This window comes from Anaerolineae bacterium, assembly GCA_035529315.1.
In the GTDB taxonomy this organism is placed as follows: Bacteria; Desulfobacterota; Desulfobacteria; order Desulfobacterales; family ETH-SRB1; genus Desulfaltia.
Window position 1 is genome coordinate 23,541 of the sequence record DATKWZ010000057.1, and the last position, 14,996, is coordinate 38,536.

The 14,996-nt window shown below is 41.9% G+C and carries 14 protein-coding genes; 3 read left to right on the forward strand and 11 right to left on the reverse strand.

Going from position 1 to position 14,996, the window contains the following annotated elements; all coding sequences use genetic code 11:
- Positions 1 to 34: 34 nt before the first annotated feature.
- A complete protein-coding gene (gene ilvB, locus VMW78_10330) occupies positions 35 to 1,720 on the reverse strand; it encodes a biosynthetic-type acetolactate synthase large subunit (GenBank protein HUV51398.1) in 1,686 nt (561 codons plus the stop codon).
- A gap of 138 nt (positions 1,721 to 1,858) precedes the next feature.
- On the reverse strand, positions 1,859 to 3,529 hold the full coding sequence (gene ilvD, locus VMW78_10335; GenBank protein HUV51399.1) for a dihydroxy-acid dehydratase: 1,671 nt from the start codon (positions 3,527 to 3,529) through the stop codon (positions 1,859 to 1,861).
- A gap of 471 nt (positions 3,530 to 4,000) precedes the next feature.
- On the opposite strand from ilvD, the gene VMW78_10340 reads away from it, so the two are divergent.
- On the forward strand, positions 4,001 to 4,873 hold the full coding sequence (locus VMW78_10340) for a 4Fe-4S dicluster domain-containing protein (GenBank protein ID HUV51400.1): 873 nt from the start codon (positions 4,001 to 4,003) through the stop codon (positions 4,871 to 4,873).
- On the opposite strand, the gene rtcA is transcribed toward VMW78_10340, so the two are convergent.
- Complete coding sequence (gene rtcA / locus VMW78_10345) at positions 4,854 to 5,933, reverse strand: RNA 3'-terminal phosphate cyclase (GenBank protein ID HUV51401.1); 1,080 nt, start codon at positions 5,931 to 5,933, stop codon at positions 4,854 to 4,856. The genes VMW78_10340 and rtcA overlap by 20 nt on opposite strands.
- Positions 5,934 to 6,313: 380 nt before the next feature.
- Between rtcA and VMW78_10350 the strand changes: the two genes are divergently transcribed.
- The gene (locus VMW78_10350; protein HUV51402.1) at positions 6,314 to 6,757 is read left to right on the forward strand and encodes a PPC domain-containing DNA-binding protein; all 444 of its coding nucleotides are present in this window, start codon (positions 6,314 to 6,316) and stop codon (positions 6,755 to 6,757) included.
- A 17-nt stretch (positions 6,758 to 6,774) separates the two neighbouring features.
- Here VMW78_10350 and rpsI read toward each other — a convergent pair whose 3' ends face one another.
- Positions 6,775 to 7,170 carry a 30S ribosomal protein S9 gene (rpsI, locus tag VMW78_10355; GenBank protein HUV51403.1) on the reverse strand — a complete coding sequence of 132 codons (396 nt, stop codon included), beginning with the start codon at positions 7,168 to 7,170 and terminating at the stop codon, positions 6,775 to 6,777.
- 53 nt (positions 7,171 to 7,223) lie between these two features.
- Positions 7,224 to 7,652, reverse strand: coding sequence for a 50S ribosomal protein L13 (gene rplM, locus VMW78_10360; protein HUV51404.1), 429 nt, complete (start codon positions 7,650 to 7,652; stop codon positions 7,224 to 7,226).
- A 254-nt stretch (positions 7,653 to 7,906) separates the two neighbouring features.
- Between rplM and VMW78_10365 the strand changes: the two genes are divergently transcribed.
- The gene (locus tag VMW78_10365) at positions 7,907 to 8,695 is read left to right on the forward strand and encodes an endonuclease/exonuclease/phosphatase family protein (GenBank protein ID HUV51405.1); all 789 of its coding nucleotides are present in this window, start codon (positions 7,907 to 7,909) and stop codon (positions 8,693 to 8,695) included.
- Between the two features lie 9 nt (positions 8,696 to 8,704).
- Here the strand turns inward: VMW78_10365 and VMW78_10370 are convergent, their stop codons facing one another.
- The 6 genes from VMW78_10370 to ruvB all read right to left on the reverse strand — a co-directional run bounded on the left by VMW78_10370 (position 8,705) and on the right by ruvB (position 14,952).
- The gene (locus VMW78_10370; GenBank protein ID HUV51406.1) at positions 8,705 to 9,049 is read right to left on the reverse strand and encodes a polymer-forming cytoskeletal protein; all 345 of its coding nucleotides are present in this window, start codon (positions 9,047 to 9,049) and stop codon (positions 8,705 to 8,707) included.
- A gap of 100 nt (positions 9,050 to 9,149) precedes the next feature.
- A complete protein-coding gene (locus tag VMW78_10375) occupies positions 9,150 to 10,649 on the reverse strand; it encodes a M14/M99 family metallopeptidase (protein ID HUV51407.1) in 1,500 nt (499 codons plus the stop codon).
- Between the two features lie 53 nt (positions 10,650 to 10,702).
- Positions 10,703 to 11,428 (reverse strand): hypothetical protein, encoded by a 726-nt coding sequence (locus tag VMW78_10380; GenBank protein ID HUV51408.1) that lies wholly within the window; start codon positions 11,426 to 11,428, stop codon positions 10,703 to 10,705.
- 74 nt (positions 11,429 to 11,502) lie between these two features.
- The gene (locus VMW78_10385; GenBank protein ID HUV51409.1) at positions 11,503 to 12,876 is read right to left on the reverse strand and encodes a L,D-transpeptidase; all 1,374 of its coding nucleotides are present in this window, start codon (positions 12,874 to 12,876) and stop codon (positions 11,503 to 11,505) included.
- Between the two features lie 19 nt (positions 12,877 to 12,895).
- Positions 12,896 to 13,708, reverse strand: coding sequence for an SAM-dependent chlorinase/fluorinase (locus tag VMW78_10390; protein ID HUV51410.1), 813 nt, complete (start codon positions 13,706 to 13,708; stop codon positions 12,896 to 12,898).
- 203 nt (positions 13,709 to 13,911) lie between these two features.
- Positions 13,912 to 14,952, reverse strand: a complete 1,041-nt coding sequence (ruvB, locus tag VMW78_10395; GenBank protein HUV51411.1) for a Holliday junction branch migration DNA helicase RuvB — start codon at positions 14,950 to 14,952, stop codon at positions 13,912 to 13,914.
- Positions 14,953 to 14,996: the final 44 nt, after the last annotated feature.

A 14,996-nucleotide genomic window follows, 5' to 3' on the forward strand; every position in this document is an offset into this window, starting at 1 on the left:
ATTTAATCGGTTAATTATACTTTAGCGTTTGCTGTCAGGCCAGAAGCATTTCCGTTATAGGAGCTCCGGCAGGCACCATTGGATAAACACATTCTTCCCTCTCGACAGCAAAGTCCATAATTACTGTTCTAGGTGAAGAAAGGCCTTTTATGAGTACCGGTTCAACCTCTTCAGGCTTTGTAGCCCTTAAACCAAGGGCTCCGTATGCCTCTGCCAGTTTTACAAAGTCAGGGGCATGCTCCATGCCTGTAGCAGTGTAACGTTTGTCGTAGAACAATTCCTGCCACTGCCTGACCATGCCAAGATACTGGTTGTTCAGGATAACGATCTTTACTGGAAGACCGTATTGTTTTGCAGTTGCCATTTCCTGTATGTTCATCTGAATGCTGCCGTCTCCGGCAATATCCACTACAAGCTTTTTAGGACAGGCCAATTGAGCGCCGATTGCTGCTGGAAGCCCGAACCCCATAACCCCCAGCCCGCCTGATGTAATAAAATGATTGGGTTTGTTAAAATGATAATACTGCGCGGCCCACATCTGATTCTGCCCAACTTCAGTAGTTATAATCGCATTGCCTTTAGTCAATTCGTAAAGTTTCTCGACAACATATTGCGGCTTGATAATATTTTTCTGTTTATATGCCAGCGGAGTCGTGCTTTTCCACTTTTCTATCTGATCCAACCAGGTTTTCCTCTTTTTCTTCAGATCGCCCAGGTCCTCCTTGTCTAAAAGCTTGTTAAGAAGACCAAGGGTTGTTTTGCAATCACCCACCACAGGGACGGCAACAGGAATATTCTTGCGTATTGATGTGGGATCAATATCAATATGCACAATCTTTGCATTAGGTGCAAATGTATCTGTTTTTCCGGTAACACGGTCGTCAAAACGGACTCCAACGGCAATCATAAGATCGCAGTCTCCTGAGCACATGTTGGCTCGATATGTGCCATGCATGCCGATCATGCCTAACCACAAAGGATCTGTGCCCGGAAATGCTCCAAGCCCCATTAAGGAGCATGTTACAGGGGCCTGGGTTTTATGGGCCAATTCAGTAAGCTCTTTTGAACCTCTTGAAAGAACAACCCCGCCGCCTGCAAAAATAATCGGCTTTTTGGCATTCTTTATAAGTTTTACCGCCTTTTGCAACTGGTTCATGTTTGGGCTATAAGTAGGTTTATATGACTTCAGCTCAATTTTTTGGGGCGCTTTGTAAGTTATTGCCGTGCTTGACACATCCTTTGGAAGATCGATCAGCACAGGCCCCGGTCGGCCGGATGCAGCTATAATAAATGCCTCTTTAACGATTCTTGCAAGATCCTCGGTGCGCTTAACAAGGTAATTGTGCTTGGTGCATGGTCTTGTTATTCCGACTATATCCACTTCCTGAAAAGCATCATTCCCGATAAGGTGTGTAGGAACCTGACCGGTAAATATAACTATGGGAATGGAGTCCATATAAGCACTAGCAATTCCGGTCACTGTATTGGTAGCCCCGGGTCCTGATGTTACCAGACAGACACCAACCTTGCCGCTGGCCCTTGCGTAACCATCCGCGGCATGAACCGCTGCCTGCTCATGGCGGACCAGTATATGCCGTATATCTGTTTTAGCCAGTTCATCATAAATGTCTATGACAACACCACCAGGAAATCCAAAGATAGTGTCAACACCTTCTTCCTTTAGCATTTTCATAAGGATCTGTGCGCCTGTAAGTTTCATGATAAATCCTTTCTTTTGCTGGTTGCTGGTTACCGGTTGCTCGTTGTTTGTTGTAAGTGAGCTAACATTAAAATTGGCATGCCGAAAGCGTACCACAACTTTAGGCACTTTAATATACTTTAGGCACTTTAGCGCACTTTATTTTACTATAGCCCCCTTGTCGGCAGAAGAAACCATTCGAGCATATCTGGCCATATATCCATGTGTTATCTTTGGTTCAGGAGGCGACCACAAGGCAAATCTATCCTTGATTTTCTCTTCAGTAACCTTGAGAGTTATTTTTTTGCCTGGAATATCGATTGATATAAGATCCCCTTCTTTAACAATTGCAATAGGCCCTCCCTGCATGGCTTCCGGCGAAACATGCCCTATGGATGCGCCTTTAGTGCCTCCTGAAAAACGGCCGTCTGTGATAAGCGCAACATGAGCGTCTAATTTCATGCCGGCAATTGCAGAAGTCGGAGTTAGCATTTCCCGCATTCCAGGGCCGCCCATGGGCCCTTCATAACGTATGACGATAACATCCCCCTTTTTTATATTGCCGTTCATAATAGCCTGGACGGCATCTTCTTCAGAATCAAAAACCCTGGCAGGCCCTTCATGGCGCAACATCTCATCTAAAACCGCAGACTGTTTTACAATGCATCCATCAGGTGCAAGGTTTCCGAAAAGTACGGCAAGACCTCCATACTTATGATACGGGTTGTCTACAGGCCGTATGATATCCTTATCCAGCGTTTGAACATCTGCAACATTGTCGTGGATCGTTTTTCCGGTTACAGTCATGCAGTCATTGTTGATAAGGCCCGCATGTAACAGCTCATTGATTAGAGCGCTGATGCCTCCCGCACGATTCAGATCCTCTATGTGGTGTTTGCCTCCAGGGCTGAGCGAGCAAAGATGAGGTGTCGCCTTGCTGATTTCGTTGATCATATTAAGGTCGATATTTACCTTTGCTTCATTTGCAATTGCCAGAAGATGCAGGGCTGTGTTGGTGGAACAGCCAAGCGCCATGTCAACTGTAAGAGCATTTTTAAACGCCTTTTCAGTCATGATTTTTTTCGGAGTAATCTGCTGCTTTAAAAGGCTGATTATCTGCATTCCAGCCTCTTTGGCCAGACGGATACGCGCGGCCATCACGGCAGGAATTGTGCCGTTGCCTGGCAATCCCATGCCTATGGCCTCGGTCAAACAGTTCATGGAGTTGGCGGTAAACATGCCGGCACATGACCCGCAGGTTGGACAGGCGGCATTTTCAATAGAGGTCAAGTCCTCTTCCGACATCCTGCCTGAAAGCACTGCGCCGACAGCTTCAAAAACAGTGATAAGGTCGATTTTCCCTGTCCCTGTTTGATTTGGATTATCTCCGGCCAGCATAGGGCCTCCGCTTATTACAATTGTGGGAAGATCCAGGCGTGCGGCAGCCATCAGCATTCCAGGCACGATCTTATCGCAATTTACAACCATAACCATGGCATCAAATGCATGGGCGGTAGCCATCACCTCAATTGAATCGGCGATAAGTTCACGGCTCGCGAGAGAATACTTCATTCCGGTATGATTCATGGCAATGCCGTCACAAACACCGATAGTACCGAATTCTACAGGGGTGCCGCCCCCCATATAAACTCCGGCCTTTACAGCTTCTACAATTTTATCAAGATGGATATGACCCGGAATAATCGCATTGGCTGAATTGGCAATGCCTATAAGAGGCCTTTTCAGCTCGGCATCAGTATATCCCATTGACTTAAAGAGGCTTCGATGAGGCGCCCTTTCGATACCTTTTTTAACAATATCGCTTTTCATTCTAATTAGCCTCCTGAAAAAAGATTTTTTGCAGTTCAAAAAAAAATCCGTTACCAGATTTAGGAGCTGATAACGGATTTTATATTCTTTATAATAATATAATTAAGCCATTATTAAGCCCCGTGCTCGCAGCAGGTTAGGACACCTGCGACGAGGACAATAATTAGACCAATAAGGCTATAAATAGCTGATAATTTTTTCATAATCTTTATTATTAGTTTTAAAGTAATTCTCTAACAAACCTTATACATAGTGTCAAGTTTTTTTTGATTTTGATAATAAACGTCTACTGCAACACCGGCGTCCCACTGCCTTCCCTTGGATTCGCTTGCTGTTTGGGTTCAAAAACCATACAAAAACATGCATATTGCTTTTCAGCTTCTTCTTTGATATTTATTACTTAAGTGTCGATATTAACATGCTGATATTCCAACAAGATGGCTTAATAATGGGATCAAAGAGGAAGTTAATATGTCTTTGCTTAAGTCTCTTCTTTATGCTTTGAAAGAAGCTAAATATAATCCTGTAACCATAATCCATGGTACGTTATATGCGGCTACAGCAACCTATTTGAGGGTCTTGAAAAAACTTGTAAAGCTAAATCCCAAATCCTTTCGCAACCATACATGCGAAACGTATCATGGCAAAGTGGTTCGATTGGATGATGCAGCCAAATTCATTACCATTAATAGGAATATTGAACTCAGGAACCTGGATCAGGTACTTCCATATAAATATGCAAAGGACATTATACTCAAAAATCCTCAAAATATCGTAGTTTATGAATGCCCTTGCAGAGCTCAAAAAAGTGATCCGTGCAAACCAACAGATGTATGTTTGGTTGTTGGTGAGCCTTTTGCTGATCTGGCCCGTATGGTTCAGCCGTTTCGTTCCCGCAGAATAACTCCGGAAGAGGCGTTAAGGATTCTGAAAGAAGAGGATCAGAGGGGTCACGTCCATACGGCGTGGTTTAAAAAAGCTATGCTAAATCGTTTTTACGCGATTTGCAACTGTTGTAAGTGCTGCTGTTTGGGATTGGAATTCATGTTTGAATACAACATGAAAACAGTTCTTCCATCAGGATATAGTGCGGTTGTCGGAGAGGATTGTATCGGTTGTGGTGAATGTGCAAAATATTGTCAATTCGATGCAATAGAAATCATCTCGATTTTGGATAACGGCAAAGAAAAGAAAAAGGTTAAGATTATTTCTGAGAGATGTTTTGGTTGCGGAATATGCGAAAGTAAATGTAAAAAAGAAAATATCTCGCTGTTATTGGATGCTGAAAAAGGGATTCCGTTGAATATCGAAACACTGGCACAATCTACTCAAAAGGTGGTCTAAATTTAAAGCTCCGCAAACTTTCCTGCAAAAGAGTAATTTGCCAGATGTCCTTGCTGATCTGGTCCATGCTGATTCCAATGTCCATGAAAAGCTTTAATACTTCGGAATTTGTCCTGGTGTGCGCACTTGGTTTAAGGGTGTTATAGGATCCGCCGCCGGCCAGGGCAAAGGGAAGGAGCAGCTGATCAGCGAGATGATCGCAGACAGGCACACCGGCATCCAGATAGCGGAGAGCTGCTTTAGCGGCCTTGTCAGCCACGGTTTCCGCTCTTACGCCTCTCTCGCCAAAACCGGTAAATACCTCTGAGATGTATTCGCTTTTAATCTCAATTGTGACAATGTTGCCGGGACCCATGTCAGCCGGTTCTTCCTTGATATAGAGGCATTCTTCACCCCATCCAAGCTTTTGCCCGACTACACCGATTTCTCGTTGTGCAATATGACGGGGCAGGCCGGCCACAGTGGCAGTGGCGCGCTGCTCCAGAATTTTTCCTCGCTCATGGAGATAGAAGGCTTGAAGGTTTTTAGCAGGCTGGATTGTCACGCTCAACCTGCCTCCCCCTTTGGGATAGTACCCCGGACGTTCCAGGCGTGCTTCGACCGTTGGTCCCATCCGGTTGATGATGGGCAGGAAGACCTGTTGCAGAAAGTCAAAGGTAGGGGCAAAAGGGTTATGTGTGCCGCCTTCGAGTATCAGTGTTGACGGCCCGTTTGCGATCAGCAAGGCAGGAAGTACCGATTGCAGCACCAGAGCGGTGCTGCCGGCAGTCCCGATGTCAAAATGGTAATGACCGGGCCTGATGGTCGTTGGAATGAATATCAATTCCTGAGAGCCAAGTGCCGCACCTTCGATCCTGGCGTCACCGATCTTTGCTGCGGCATTGGCACAGACCAGGTGCTGGTATCTGAAGCCCGGTTTCTTGCGTCGTGAGCGCAGGTTTACGATACGAAAAGGTTTGCCTGAACATAACGAAAGAGCGAGGGATGTGCGCAGTATTTGCCCCCCTCCCTCGCCCATTGCTCCGTTAATCGTTACTAGGGCGCCTCTTTTGTCCATCATTTCCCACCATTAGCTCGCTTTAGTCACTAAAGGAGACCTTTGCAAAACGCCTCTAAAGTTAAAACTTATCATTTGTTTTTTAATCGACAACTTGTTATTGTTATTTAAAATATATTTAACCATGATGAACTCATAAAAAGTCGGATTTGTCGAATGTGTCACTCTGGCAGCAGGGAGAAACCTTATCTTTTCAATGGGTTGCAGAATAAAGATTTCTCGTTTCACTCGAAATGACAGGCTAAAGGGACTTTTTGCGAAGCTATCAAATATGATTGCAATATTATTGACTTTGGAAAAAACGTGTTTTTAGAAAAGAACAACTCTCATAAGATGCTGATTTACCGTATCAGGGGACGTATGGCTTATCAAGGGGATTCAATATGAAATATTCACAGGCAAAACAGGGGCGTATTTTTGTTATACGTCTTGAAGACGGAGATATTGTTCATGAAGAGATTGAAAGGTTTGCGCGTGACCAGTCCATTAAGGCTGCAGCGCTAATCATTATCGGAGGAGCTGACAAAGACAGCAAGCTGGTGGTAGGGCCGGAGCAGGGACGCATGAAAACCATAGTGCCAATGGAGCATATCCTTAACGATGTTCATGAGGTAGCAGGTGCGGGAACCATTTTCCCTGACGATGAGGGTAATCCGATGCTCCATATGCATATGGCATGTGGTAGAAAAGCGTTTACAACAACCGGATGCATCCGTAATGGTGTTAAGGTGTGGCACATAATGGAAGTCATACTTTTTGAATTAACGGAAACAACCGGTATCAGAACATTTGAATCCGGAACAGGATTCAAGCTGCTAAATCCATAGCCTCGTATATATAAATATTAACGTTTTGAAAACTGAAAACGAGCCCTTGCACCCTTTTGACCGTATTTTTTTCTTTCTTTTACCCTGGGATCACGTTTGACAAAACCGGCTTTTTTCAGAACCTGTCTAAGTTCAGGGTCGGATAACATTAGCGCCTTTGTAATGCCGTGTCTGATTGCGCCGGCCTGCCCTGAAATACCTCCGCCTTTAACATGCACCTTTATATCAAACAACCCGATAGTATTGGTTAGAGCAAGCGGCTGAGTCATAATTGTTTTTAGAGATACAATCTTGAAATAATCTTCCACTGGACGATTATTAATGACAATTGCTCCCTTTCCGGGCATTAGCCAGGTCCTGGCAATAGCGTTCTTTCGCTTTCCTGTTGCATAATAAACATTTTCTTTATTCATATACTATTTCCTGATGATAATTAAATTTAAACTCACCTTTTAGTTGCAAAATGCTAAACAGCCTCTGGTTGCTGAGCTGTATGAGGATGCTTATCGCCCGTATAAACCTTCAACTTTTTAAACAACTTGCTCCCAAGCCTGTTTTTAGGAAGCATCCCTTTGACAGCAAAACGGATAAGATCTTCAGGCCTCTTTTCCAATAGTTTCTTTGCGGTAATTGTCGTTAACCCTCCGATATAACCACTATGCCGATAATAGCATTTCTGGTCCAATTTCCTTCCGGTAAGAACAATTTTGTCGGCATTTATAACTACAATCCAATCGCCTGTATCCACATGAGGTGTAAACAAGGGGTTGTGTTTGCCCCTAAGGCGTGAAGCTATCAAAGTAGCCAGCCTGCCGAGAACCGCTCCCTTTGCATCAACAATACACCATTTACCCTTGTTGTCTGCCTGAGTCGCACTATATGTATATTTTTTCACCCTATCTTTCCTCCTTACTTAAAACATTATCTATAAATTAAAATATTATATTGTGTCAAGAATAAAAACCAGGTAAAATATTTTTTTTAGATTGACTATTATCTACTGAAATGGTTAGAAATAATCGAAAAGCTTAGCGTTTTGAGAAGTCTTTGCAAAATAAAGCTGTTTGAACCGCAATAGCGAGCGTATTTCCCGTAGCTTGCTACAGGGAATCTTTAAACTGAAGTAAAATTGAAGGCCTAAATCGGTTTATGGATAATATGTTTTCTGTATTAACACTCAATCTGCGTTTTGGCCTGGCAGATGACGGCTCCAACAGCTGGAATCATCGAAAAAAATGCTTTCCCTGTCTTTTCAAAAACCATAGCGTAGACTTTATCGGTTTTCAGGAAGCAAACGATTTCCAGACAGATTTTCTTAAAGACATCCTGCCTGAATTTAACTTTATTGGAAAGAGAAGCCCTGCTCCGTCCTTTTGGCAAAACAATATTATTTTCTATAAAAAAACATGGGAATGTGTTCATAAGGAACATTTTTTCCTGAGCCCAACGCCAATGATGCCCAGCCGTTCCCGTGAAAGTCGTTGGCCCAGGCAATGCACTATTGGAATATTCAAAAATAAAAACCGGTTTTTGATATATATAAATACCCACTTTGATTTTGATACCGCAGTCCAGACCAAAAGCGTCAGGCTGATTATGGAACGGCTATCATACCTGTTGCCTGAACCGCCCGTAATTCTCATGGGAGACTTTAATGCGACCCCTTCCTCTTCTTGTTATAAGATATTAACCGGTCAGGATAAAAAATCAAATTCAACAAATAAGCTCTATTTTAAAAACGTCTTCAGGGAACCTTTCCCTGGAACACACCATGGGTTTTCAGGAAATAAAAACGGAAATCATATTGACTGGATTCTTTATCGCGGCGGGATTATTCCTCAGGAGTGCAAAATAATATATGATACAATTGATGGGGTTTATCCATCAGATCACTACCCGGTTTATGCAAAATTCAAATGGGAAAAGGATGAAGTCTAAAAAAACTCTTTATTTTGTTGGTTCCTGTTTTGAAATACAATTTACATTAGCATTTAATATTCCACCGGCCTCAACAACAAGATTTTTACATATGACCTCGCCGTTACAGCTTCCTGTTGAAAGTATAATCAACTCATTAGACGCGTTGAGCTTCCCTTCAAATTTTCCGCCCATTGTTATGCTTGCGACTTTAGTGTCAGCGCAAACAACCCCTCCTTCGGCAACAATCACGGTTTCTCCTACAAGGCTTCCCTTCACAGTCCCCTTTATAACCAATTTCCCTTTAACAGAAATCGTACCTTCAACCGTCAGCCCCTCATCAATAATAGATATATTATCCGATTTGTTCCACATGACGCCTCTCCTGAACCATAAAAGCAAGCCCATTCCACATGGCTTGTAGGGGCTACTCTTATAAAAGTATGTTCATATAACATGGCCATGGCCATGTATCTTATTGTAAAAGTAAAACAGGCTCTTTTAAATCGACAATCAATTCGCCCACCTGTTTTTCATTGTAGGTAACTATCACCTGATAGGCGATCCCGTTTTTGTTCAGAGAATAGCGTTTCCAGAGATCTCTGGCCGTGTTAATTACATACCCTCTGTCTTCTCCGGTATTATTGCCAGTATTGCCGACATAGCCTTTAAAATTCACGATCATATCTGCCGGGTCTCCGGGCCCACCGATTACATCAACAATTTCAAACCTATCCCCCTTGATCAGTTTAACATGATCATTATTTGAGAATATATGTTCCTTGCCGTTAATTTTTATTTTAAAGGAGTCTATATGCGTAGTCAAAAACGGCCTTTTTGTGATTGATACACCTTGAGCCATCTTTTTTTCGCTTTTATTAATTGCTATATAAACACTTCCACATGAAAAGAAATCTTTTTTTGCGACAACTCGTGTAGGCCCGGTTATTCTAATTTTCTTTCGCATATCGTGAAGAGTTCCACAGCCGATAATATCTACAGAAAGGCCTCTCTCATAATTAGCCTCCATATGCGATATTAAAACAGTATCTCCTGAATTAATATTCAGCGTCTGCTGATTTTTAACAACTATCGGAAAAGAATCATTTACCGAAATAATCAGATAATCAAGCACAGGTTTATCAAGGTTCAAGCCGGGCGTCTCAGGAACAATTCCGAATTTTTCCATAAATGCATTAATCGCAAGATGATGATGTCGCACCTGCATCTGCAGAGGCAGCGATTTGCTGGTCTCAACCCCAAATGCCGGTATCCCGCGTTTATACAAAGCATAATAGGTCGCAGATTTGCGTTGCTCCTTATGCAACGAGGTTTTTTCGATTGTTTTGTGATTGTTGAAAGAAAAGTAATAAGAGGAATCCTTTATATCCTCATTGATCTTTGTAGCTACCGATCTTGCCATGGTGCCAAGATGAATGGTCTGCCCTGTTTCAGAATTTACAAGAGACTCACAATCAGCAATGATCGATTGACCATAATTTGTTGGATTTCTTTCAGGCCCCTCCCATTTGTCAGAATAGAAACCTGATCCATCGTGCAGATTAAGCAGGCAATCACTTTCATTTATCAGTTTTTTTAAAATTTCAACGATCTTAGTCTCATAGTTGTTTTTACGGTCTTCTGCAAACTTCCGATTCATATCATCATTTATTTTCCGGCGATTTAAAACAATGGACTGAAAATTAGCTCTTGGCACGACTATCAAACTCCCTTCGGCCAGATTGATATCTGCATAATGGTCAACAGCAAGAAAGCCACCTGGTTCATCTCCCTGTATGCCGCCTATAAGCAGAAGCGTTTTACCGGGAATTTCACCGTAAATTTTGTACACATGAAGTTCATGATCTGTGCCCTCAAAAAATATTGTATGAATTCTTTTTTGTGCTGCGGCAATACCTGGTAGAAAAAAAACAGCAATAATTAAAAAAGCAACAATTATGCTTATGCAGCCCAAGTAAAATCCGGTTTGTTTGTTTTTCTTGAACAATATGGACCCTTACGACGCCATCATGTTTGGTTTGGAACAGATTCTTTAATCTCTACAGGGAAACTTTTTTCAATCAGCAGTTCACCTGTTGTAGCAAATACAAATACCGTGGCTGTTTTAAATCGTTTTGGATCAGATTCATTCTGTGCTTTGAATTTGATGATTTTGAAACGCAATATTGAAAAATACTGCCCTTTTTTAAAATTGGCAGGTTTCCCTGAAACCAGAGATACTGATGGGAATGTCAGCCAGGTACTTTGATCATCTTTGTTTTGTTTTAGTATTACAAACGCATGTCCTGAAACAGGCGGGTCATTTTGAGAGGCATTTATTATTTTAAATTGAACATTCAATACATCGGTATCTGGTTCAAATAAAATACTAAAATCCGCCATAGTGGTTTTCTGAAGCTTTTCAGGCCCGGCAAGATCTGTTTTTTCTCCGACCTGCTTCTTGTCCGGCAAAGAAGCTGTTTTGTCAATCGCTTTGGAATCCGAGGTTAATATATCGGCGTCTCTGTTTTTAATCTTGGCTTCCGCCACAACAAGACGCACCATCAGCAGATCCTTTTCATCACGCAAAGACACAACCTCCTGGCGCGAAATATCCAAAGCATTGCTCAAATTCTTATTATCTTCTATCATGCTTCTGAAAATAATTAATGACCAGAAAAAAGAAACTATGGCGATAACCAGTATAATCGCTAATGTAATCACCACCATTTTGGGCTTTTTTATCGATATCATATGCCCGCGATCCTCTAAAAACAAAATACTCCAGGACCTATCTCTTTTTGACGGCTTTGGCGGTATGTGTTCCTTTATAACTTTTGCCAAGTTTCTCGAAAGATCTTCCATCCATCTTTTCCCTGTATTAATATAAGTTTTTTTATTCCCTTTGCTTTGAATGTGTTCGAGATATAAGTCTGAATAAATGAAATTGTAGTTTTATTTCCTAATTGTTTAATAATCAGATTGTCTCTTGAAACACGAATAAAATCGTATTTACTATTCAAGCTCTCTTTGTAGTTAAGCCATGCTTTAAGATTCATTCCCTGGGAACGGAAATCGCTTGAATAACAGCTTCCATATTGCTTAATATCCTTTGTAGACCATGCTTTCAACCACATGTCAACAAAGCCTGTAATTTCATGCTTATCTTCAAGCAATCTTTTCAGATTAAGGCTTGCTGAAACAAGCGGATTGCTATCCTTTTGATTTGTTGGAGCTCCATGAGATTCTTCGCCGAGTATTCTGAAGAAGCCCCCCTTATATGTCAAAAAAAGTTTTTTACTTCCCGCATGTAATTCCTTGTCTGATGATCTTACAAACTGATCAAACAAGATAACATAAATCCCATTATGCCTTAAAATTGATCTTTTTTTTATTTCAACAGACAGATCCAGATTAGACGCAGAATAAATCTTTTGAACTTTGTTCCACTCTGTCCACCAGGAAATATCAGGCAAATATTCAGGAGCATAACACTCCAGATATTCATGATAAGTGCCGTTCTCAAGCGCATGGTTCCATTGTTCAACAAAATTAAAGATAGAGTTCTTGATCCCGCTCTTATCATCAAAAGAAGCATACGAAAGCTTGTCCACAATGACAACAGGGGTTTTATGCAAGACAATATATTTTGCCAGTTTATCAATATCCTGGTTTGCCAGCACAATACACCCGTTTGAATCCATCGCTTTTATAGACTGGTTGGTTCCATGAAGCCAAATTGAATGGCCTTTGCGGCCTTCAATGCGATCAAAAAAATTAGGGTAATCTATCGGAAAGGCCATGCTGCCATAGATTGGCGAAAGATCCCTCTTTTTATACTTGTCGGTGAAAAAGTAGAGCCCCTCAGGAGTTTTTTTGTCTCCAGAGCGGAATTTCCTCCCGGCCGTCTCGCCGGTTGAACATTTAAAACTATACATTTTCTTAAAGGAATCATCATAATCATCATAAGAATAGACAAGTAATTGCTGAGTATCCTTTTCAACCACCACCGCATATTTTGTATCGCTGTCATTATCAAATGAAATAAGCACGTCTGGCGTTTTTACCATGCTTGGTTCATGGGTTGCGGCCTTCAACCCGGCTTCCTTATGCTGTGATGCTGAAACTCCAGAGTTAATTAACGGCAACATAATCACCGCAAGCCATATATAAAATATCCGCATCTTGATATAACGAGCCATTACCTTCTCTAAAAAAAATCTATAAGTTATTCGATGTCACTGTAACGGTATCCCATCTGTCGGCCATAAAATAGCGCTTTGCGTTGCCGCAATTTACAGCTATTTCAAGATATCCTCTGCTGCCGATAATGGCAAGAGGGCTTTGTGATAATACGTTTTCATATGTTTTTGATAGTCCAATAATTTTCTTTTTACCTATCCTGAATTCCAATCTTTCTTTTTTGCATGATTTGCAAAATTTATCAAGGCTCTTTGCATCTATATTCGTAATCAGGTTGCCGAATCTGTCAATAAATACAACGACTCCCACAAGTTCGCCACTGTCTGAAATGGAGGCATGTTCGACAAACAGCTTTTTTAAACCCGCCTTGTTTATTATTGTAGCACCTAATGCTTTAATTTCAACCCCATTAGACAGGTGGGCGGCAACAGGAGCAAAAATATCTCTTCCATGAAAAGTTGGGCTCACAGATTCTAAAAAATAACGTGATTCCTCAACACGAACAATTGAGTTGATATTAGCTTTGTCCATTAAAAGGGTTAAAACTCCATTATCCGGTGCAAGAAAAATATGTCCTGTTACTTCAAGAGCGATTATTGCACGCTCACTCCCAACTCCAGGATCTACAACGACAACATGAACTGTTCCTTCAGGAAAATATTTGAAAGAATGTTTTATTATATATGCGGCCTGGATTAAGTCCTGAGGCTCGATATGGTGGGTAATATCAACGATAGTTGCGGCAGGGTTAATGGAAAGGATAACACCCTTTATAACGCCGACATACTCATCATCAACACCAAAATCGGTAATAAGAGTAATTATTGACATGGTTTTATATCAAACTAATCATGATGAACTCGTAAAAAGTCAAAAAGTTCTCTTTCCCGTCATTCCGGTAGATCCCGGATCAGGTCCGGGAGGAATCCAGTAAATTCAATGCGTTCTGGATGCCCCCGTATCAAGTACGGGGCAGGCTTATCAAGTCCGGCATGACGATTTCGAGACTTTTTACGAAGCCGTCAATCATAGCACTAAAATATTTTTTTCTGAACACTAAAACCAAGGTGTCTGTATGCTGATTCAGCAGCCTTTCTTCCTGAAGGGGTCCTTATAATCAGACCGATTTTAAGAAGATACGGCTCAACAACGTCAACGAGCGTATCCGCCTCTTCCTGAAGTGTCGCAGAAATTGCTTCAATGCCGACCGGACCGCCGTGATAAAACTCGATTACTGTTTTAAGGTATCGGCGATCAAGACGGGTCAGCCCTTTTTCATCAACCCCTTCCAGAGCCAGAGCCTCTTCAACCGTTTTCTTTGTAATTTTTCCATCTGCCCGAACCTGGACATAATCTCTTACACGTTTAAGAAGCCTGTTTATAATTCTTGGAGTTCCTCTGGATCTCTTTGCAAGCTCAATCGCGCCTTTATCATCAATACTAACTTTAAGTAATTCTGCGGAACGTATGCCGATTTTCACAAGATCCTGTTTTCCATAAAAATCAAGGCTTCTTAATATGCCGAATCGATCCCGCAAAGGGGCTGATAACAGCCCAACACGAGTAGTTGCGCCGACAAGGGTAAAAGTGTTTAGACGGTATCTATGACTACGGGCATACGCCCCCTTATCAAACATAAAATCAACGGCAAAATCCTCCATTGCAGAATACAGAAACTCTTCTACTGTCTTTGGCATTCTATGAATCTCGTCTATAAACAGGACATCCCCTTCTTCAAGGTGGGTCAGAATCCCTATCAGGTCTCCGCCTTTTTCAAGTGCCGGCCCTGAAGTCACGGTAATATCGCTCCCCATTTCATTGGCAATAATATAGGCCAGGGTGGTTTTTCCAAGGCCCGGAGGTCCATGGAAAAGCACATGATCTATCGGCTCTTTACGCTGCATAGCGGCTTCTATCGCTATTTTAAGGGTTTCAACCAGCTCTGTCTGGCCAACATATTCCGAAAGCCTTCCCGGACGCAATGTCATAATTTCCGGTTCCTGATCAACAGGCAAACTTGATTTGGAAAGGATGCTGTTTTTATCAGAAGAATGTGTCAGTATATTATCTGCCATAATTTTTACCGCAATAATTGTATCTGGCTTGAAGTTTGATGTTT

Excerpts from the sequence above, each read along its gene's own strand:
- VMW78_10350 (HUV51402.1), top strand. The coding sequence starts at position 6,314 with ATGAAATATTCACAGGCAAAACAGGGGCGTATTTTTGTTATACGTCTT.
- rpsI (HUV51403.1), bottom strand. The coding sequence starts at position 7,170 with ATGAATAAAGAAAATGTTTATTATGCAACAGGAAAGCGAAAGAACGCT.
- VMW78_10370 (HUV51406.1), bottom strand. The coding sequence starts at position 9,049 with ATGTGGAACAAATCGGATAATATATCTATTATTGATGAGGGGCTGACG.
- VMW78_10390 (HUV51410.1), bottom strand. The coding sequence starts at position 13,708 with ATGTCAATAATTACTCTTATTACCGATTTTGGTGTTGATGATGAGTAT.
- ilvD (HUV51399.1), bottom strand. The coding sequence starts at position 3,529 with ATGAAAAGCGATATTGTTAAAAAAGGTATCGAAAGGGCGCCTCATCGA.
- VMW78_10380 (HUV51408.1), bottom strand. The coding sequence starts at position 11,428 with ATGATATCGATAAAAAAGCCCAAAATGGTGGTGATTACATTAGCGATT.
- VMW78_10340 (HUV51400.1), top strand. The coding sequence starts at position 4,001 with ATGTCTTTGCTTAAGTCTCTTCTTTATGCTTTGAAAGAAGCTAAATAT.
- rtcA (HUV51401.1), bottom strand. The coding sequence starts at position 5,933 with ATGATGGACAAAAGAGGCGCCCTAGTAACGATTAACGGAGCAATGGGC.
- ruvB (HUV51411.1), bottom strand. The coding sequence starts at position 14,952 with ATGGCAGATAATATACTGACACATTCTTCTGATAAAAACAGCATCCTT.
- VMW78_10365 (HUV51405.1), top strand. The coding sequence starts at position 7,907 with ATGGATAATATGTTTTCTGTATTAACACTCAATCTGCGTTTTGGCCTG.
- VMW78_10385 (HUV51409.1), bottom strand. The coding sequence starts at position 12,876 with ATGGCTCGTTATATCAAGATGCGGATATTTTATATATGGCTTGCGGTG.
- ilvB (HUV51398.1), bottom strand. The coding sequence starts at position 1,720 with ATGAAACTTACAGGCGCACAGATCCTTATGAAAATGCTAAAGGAAGAA.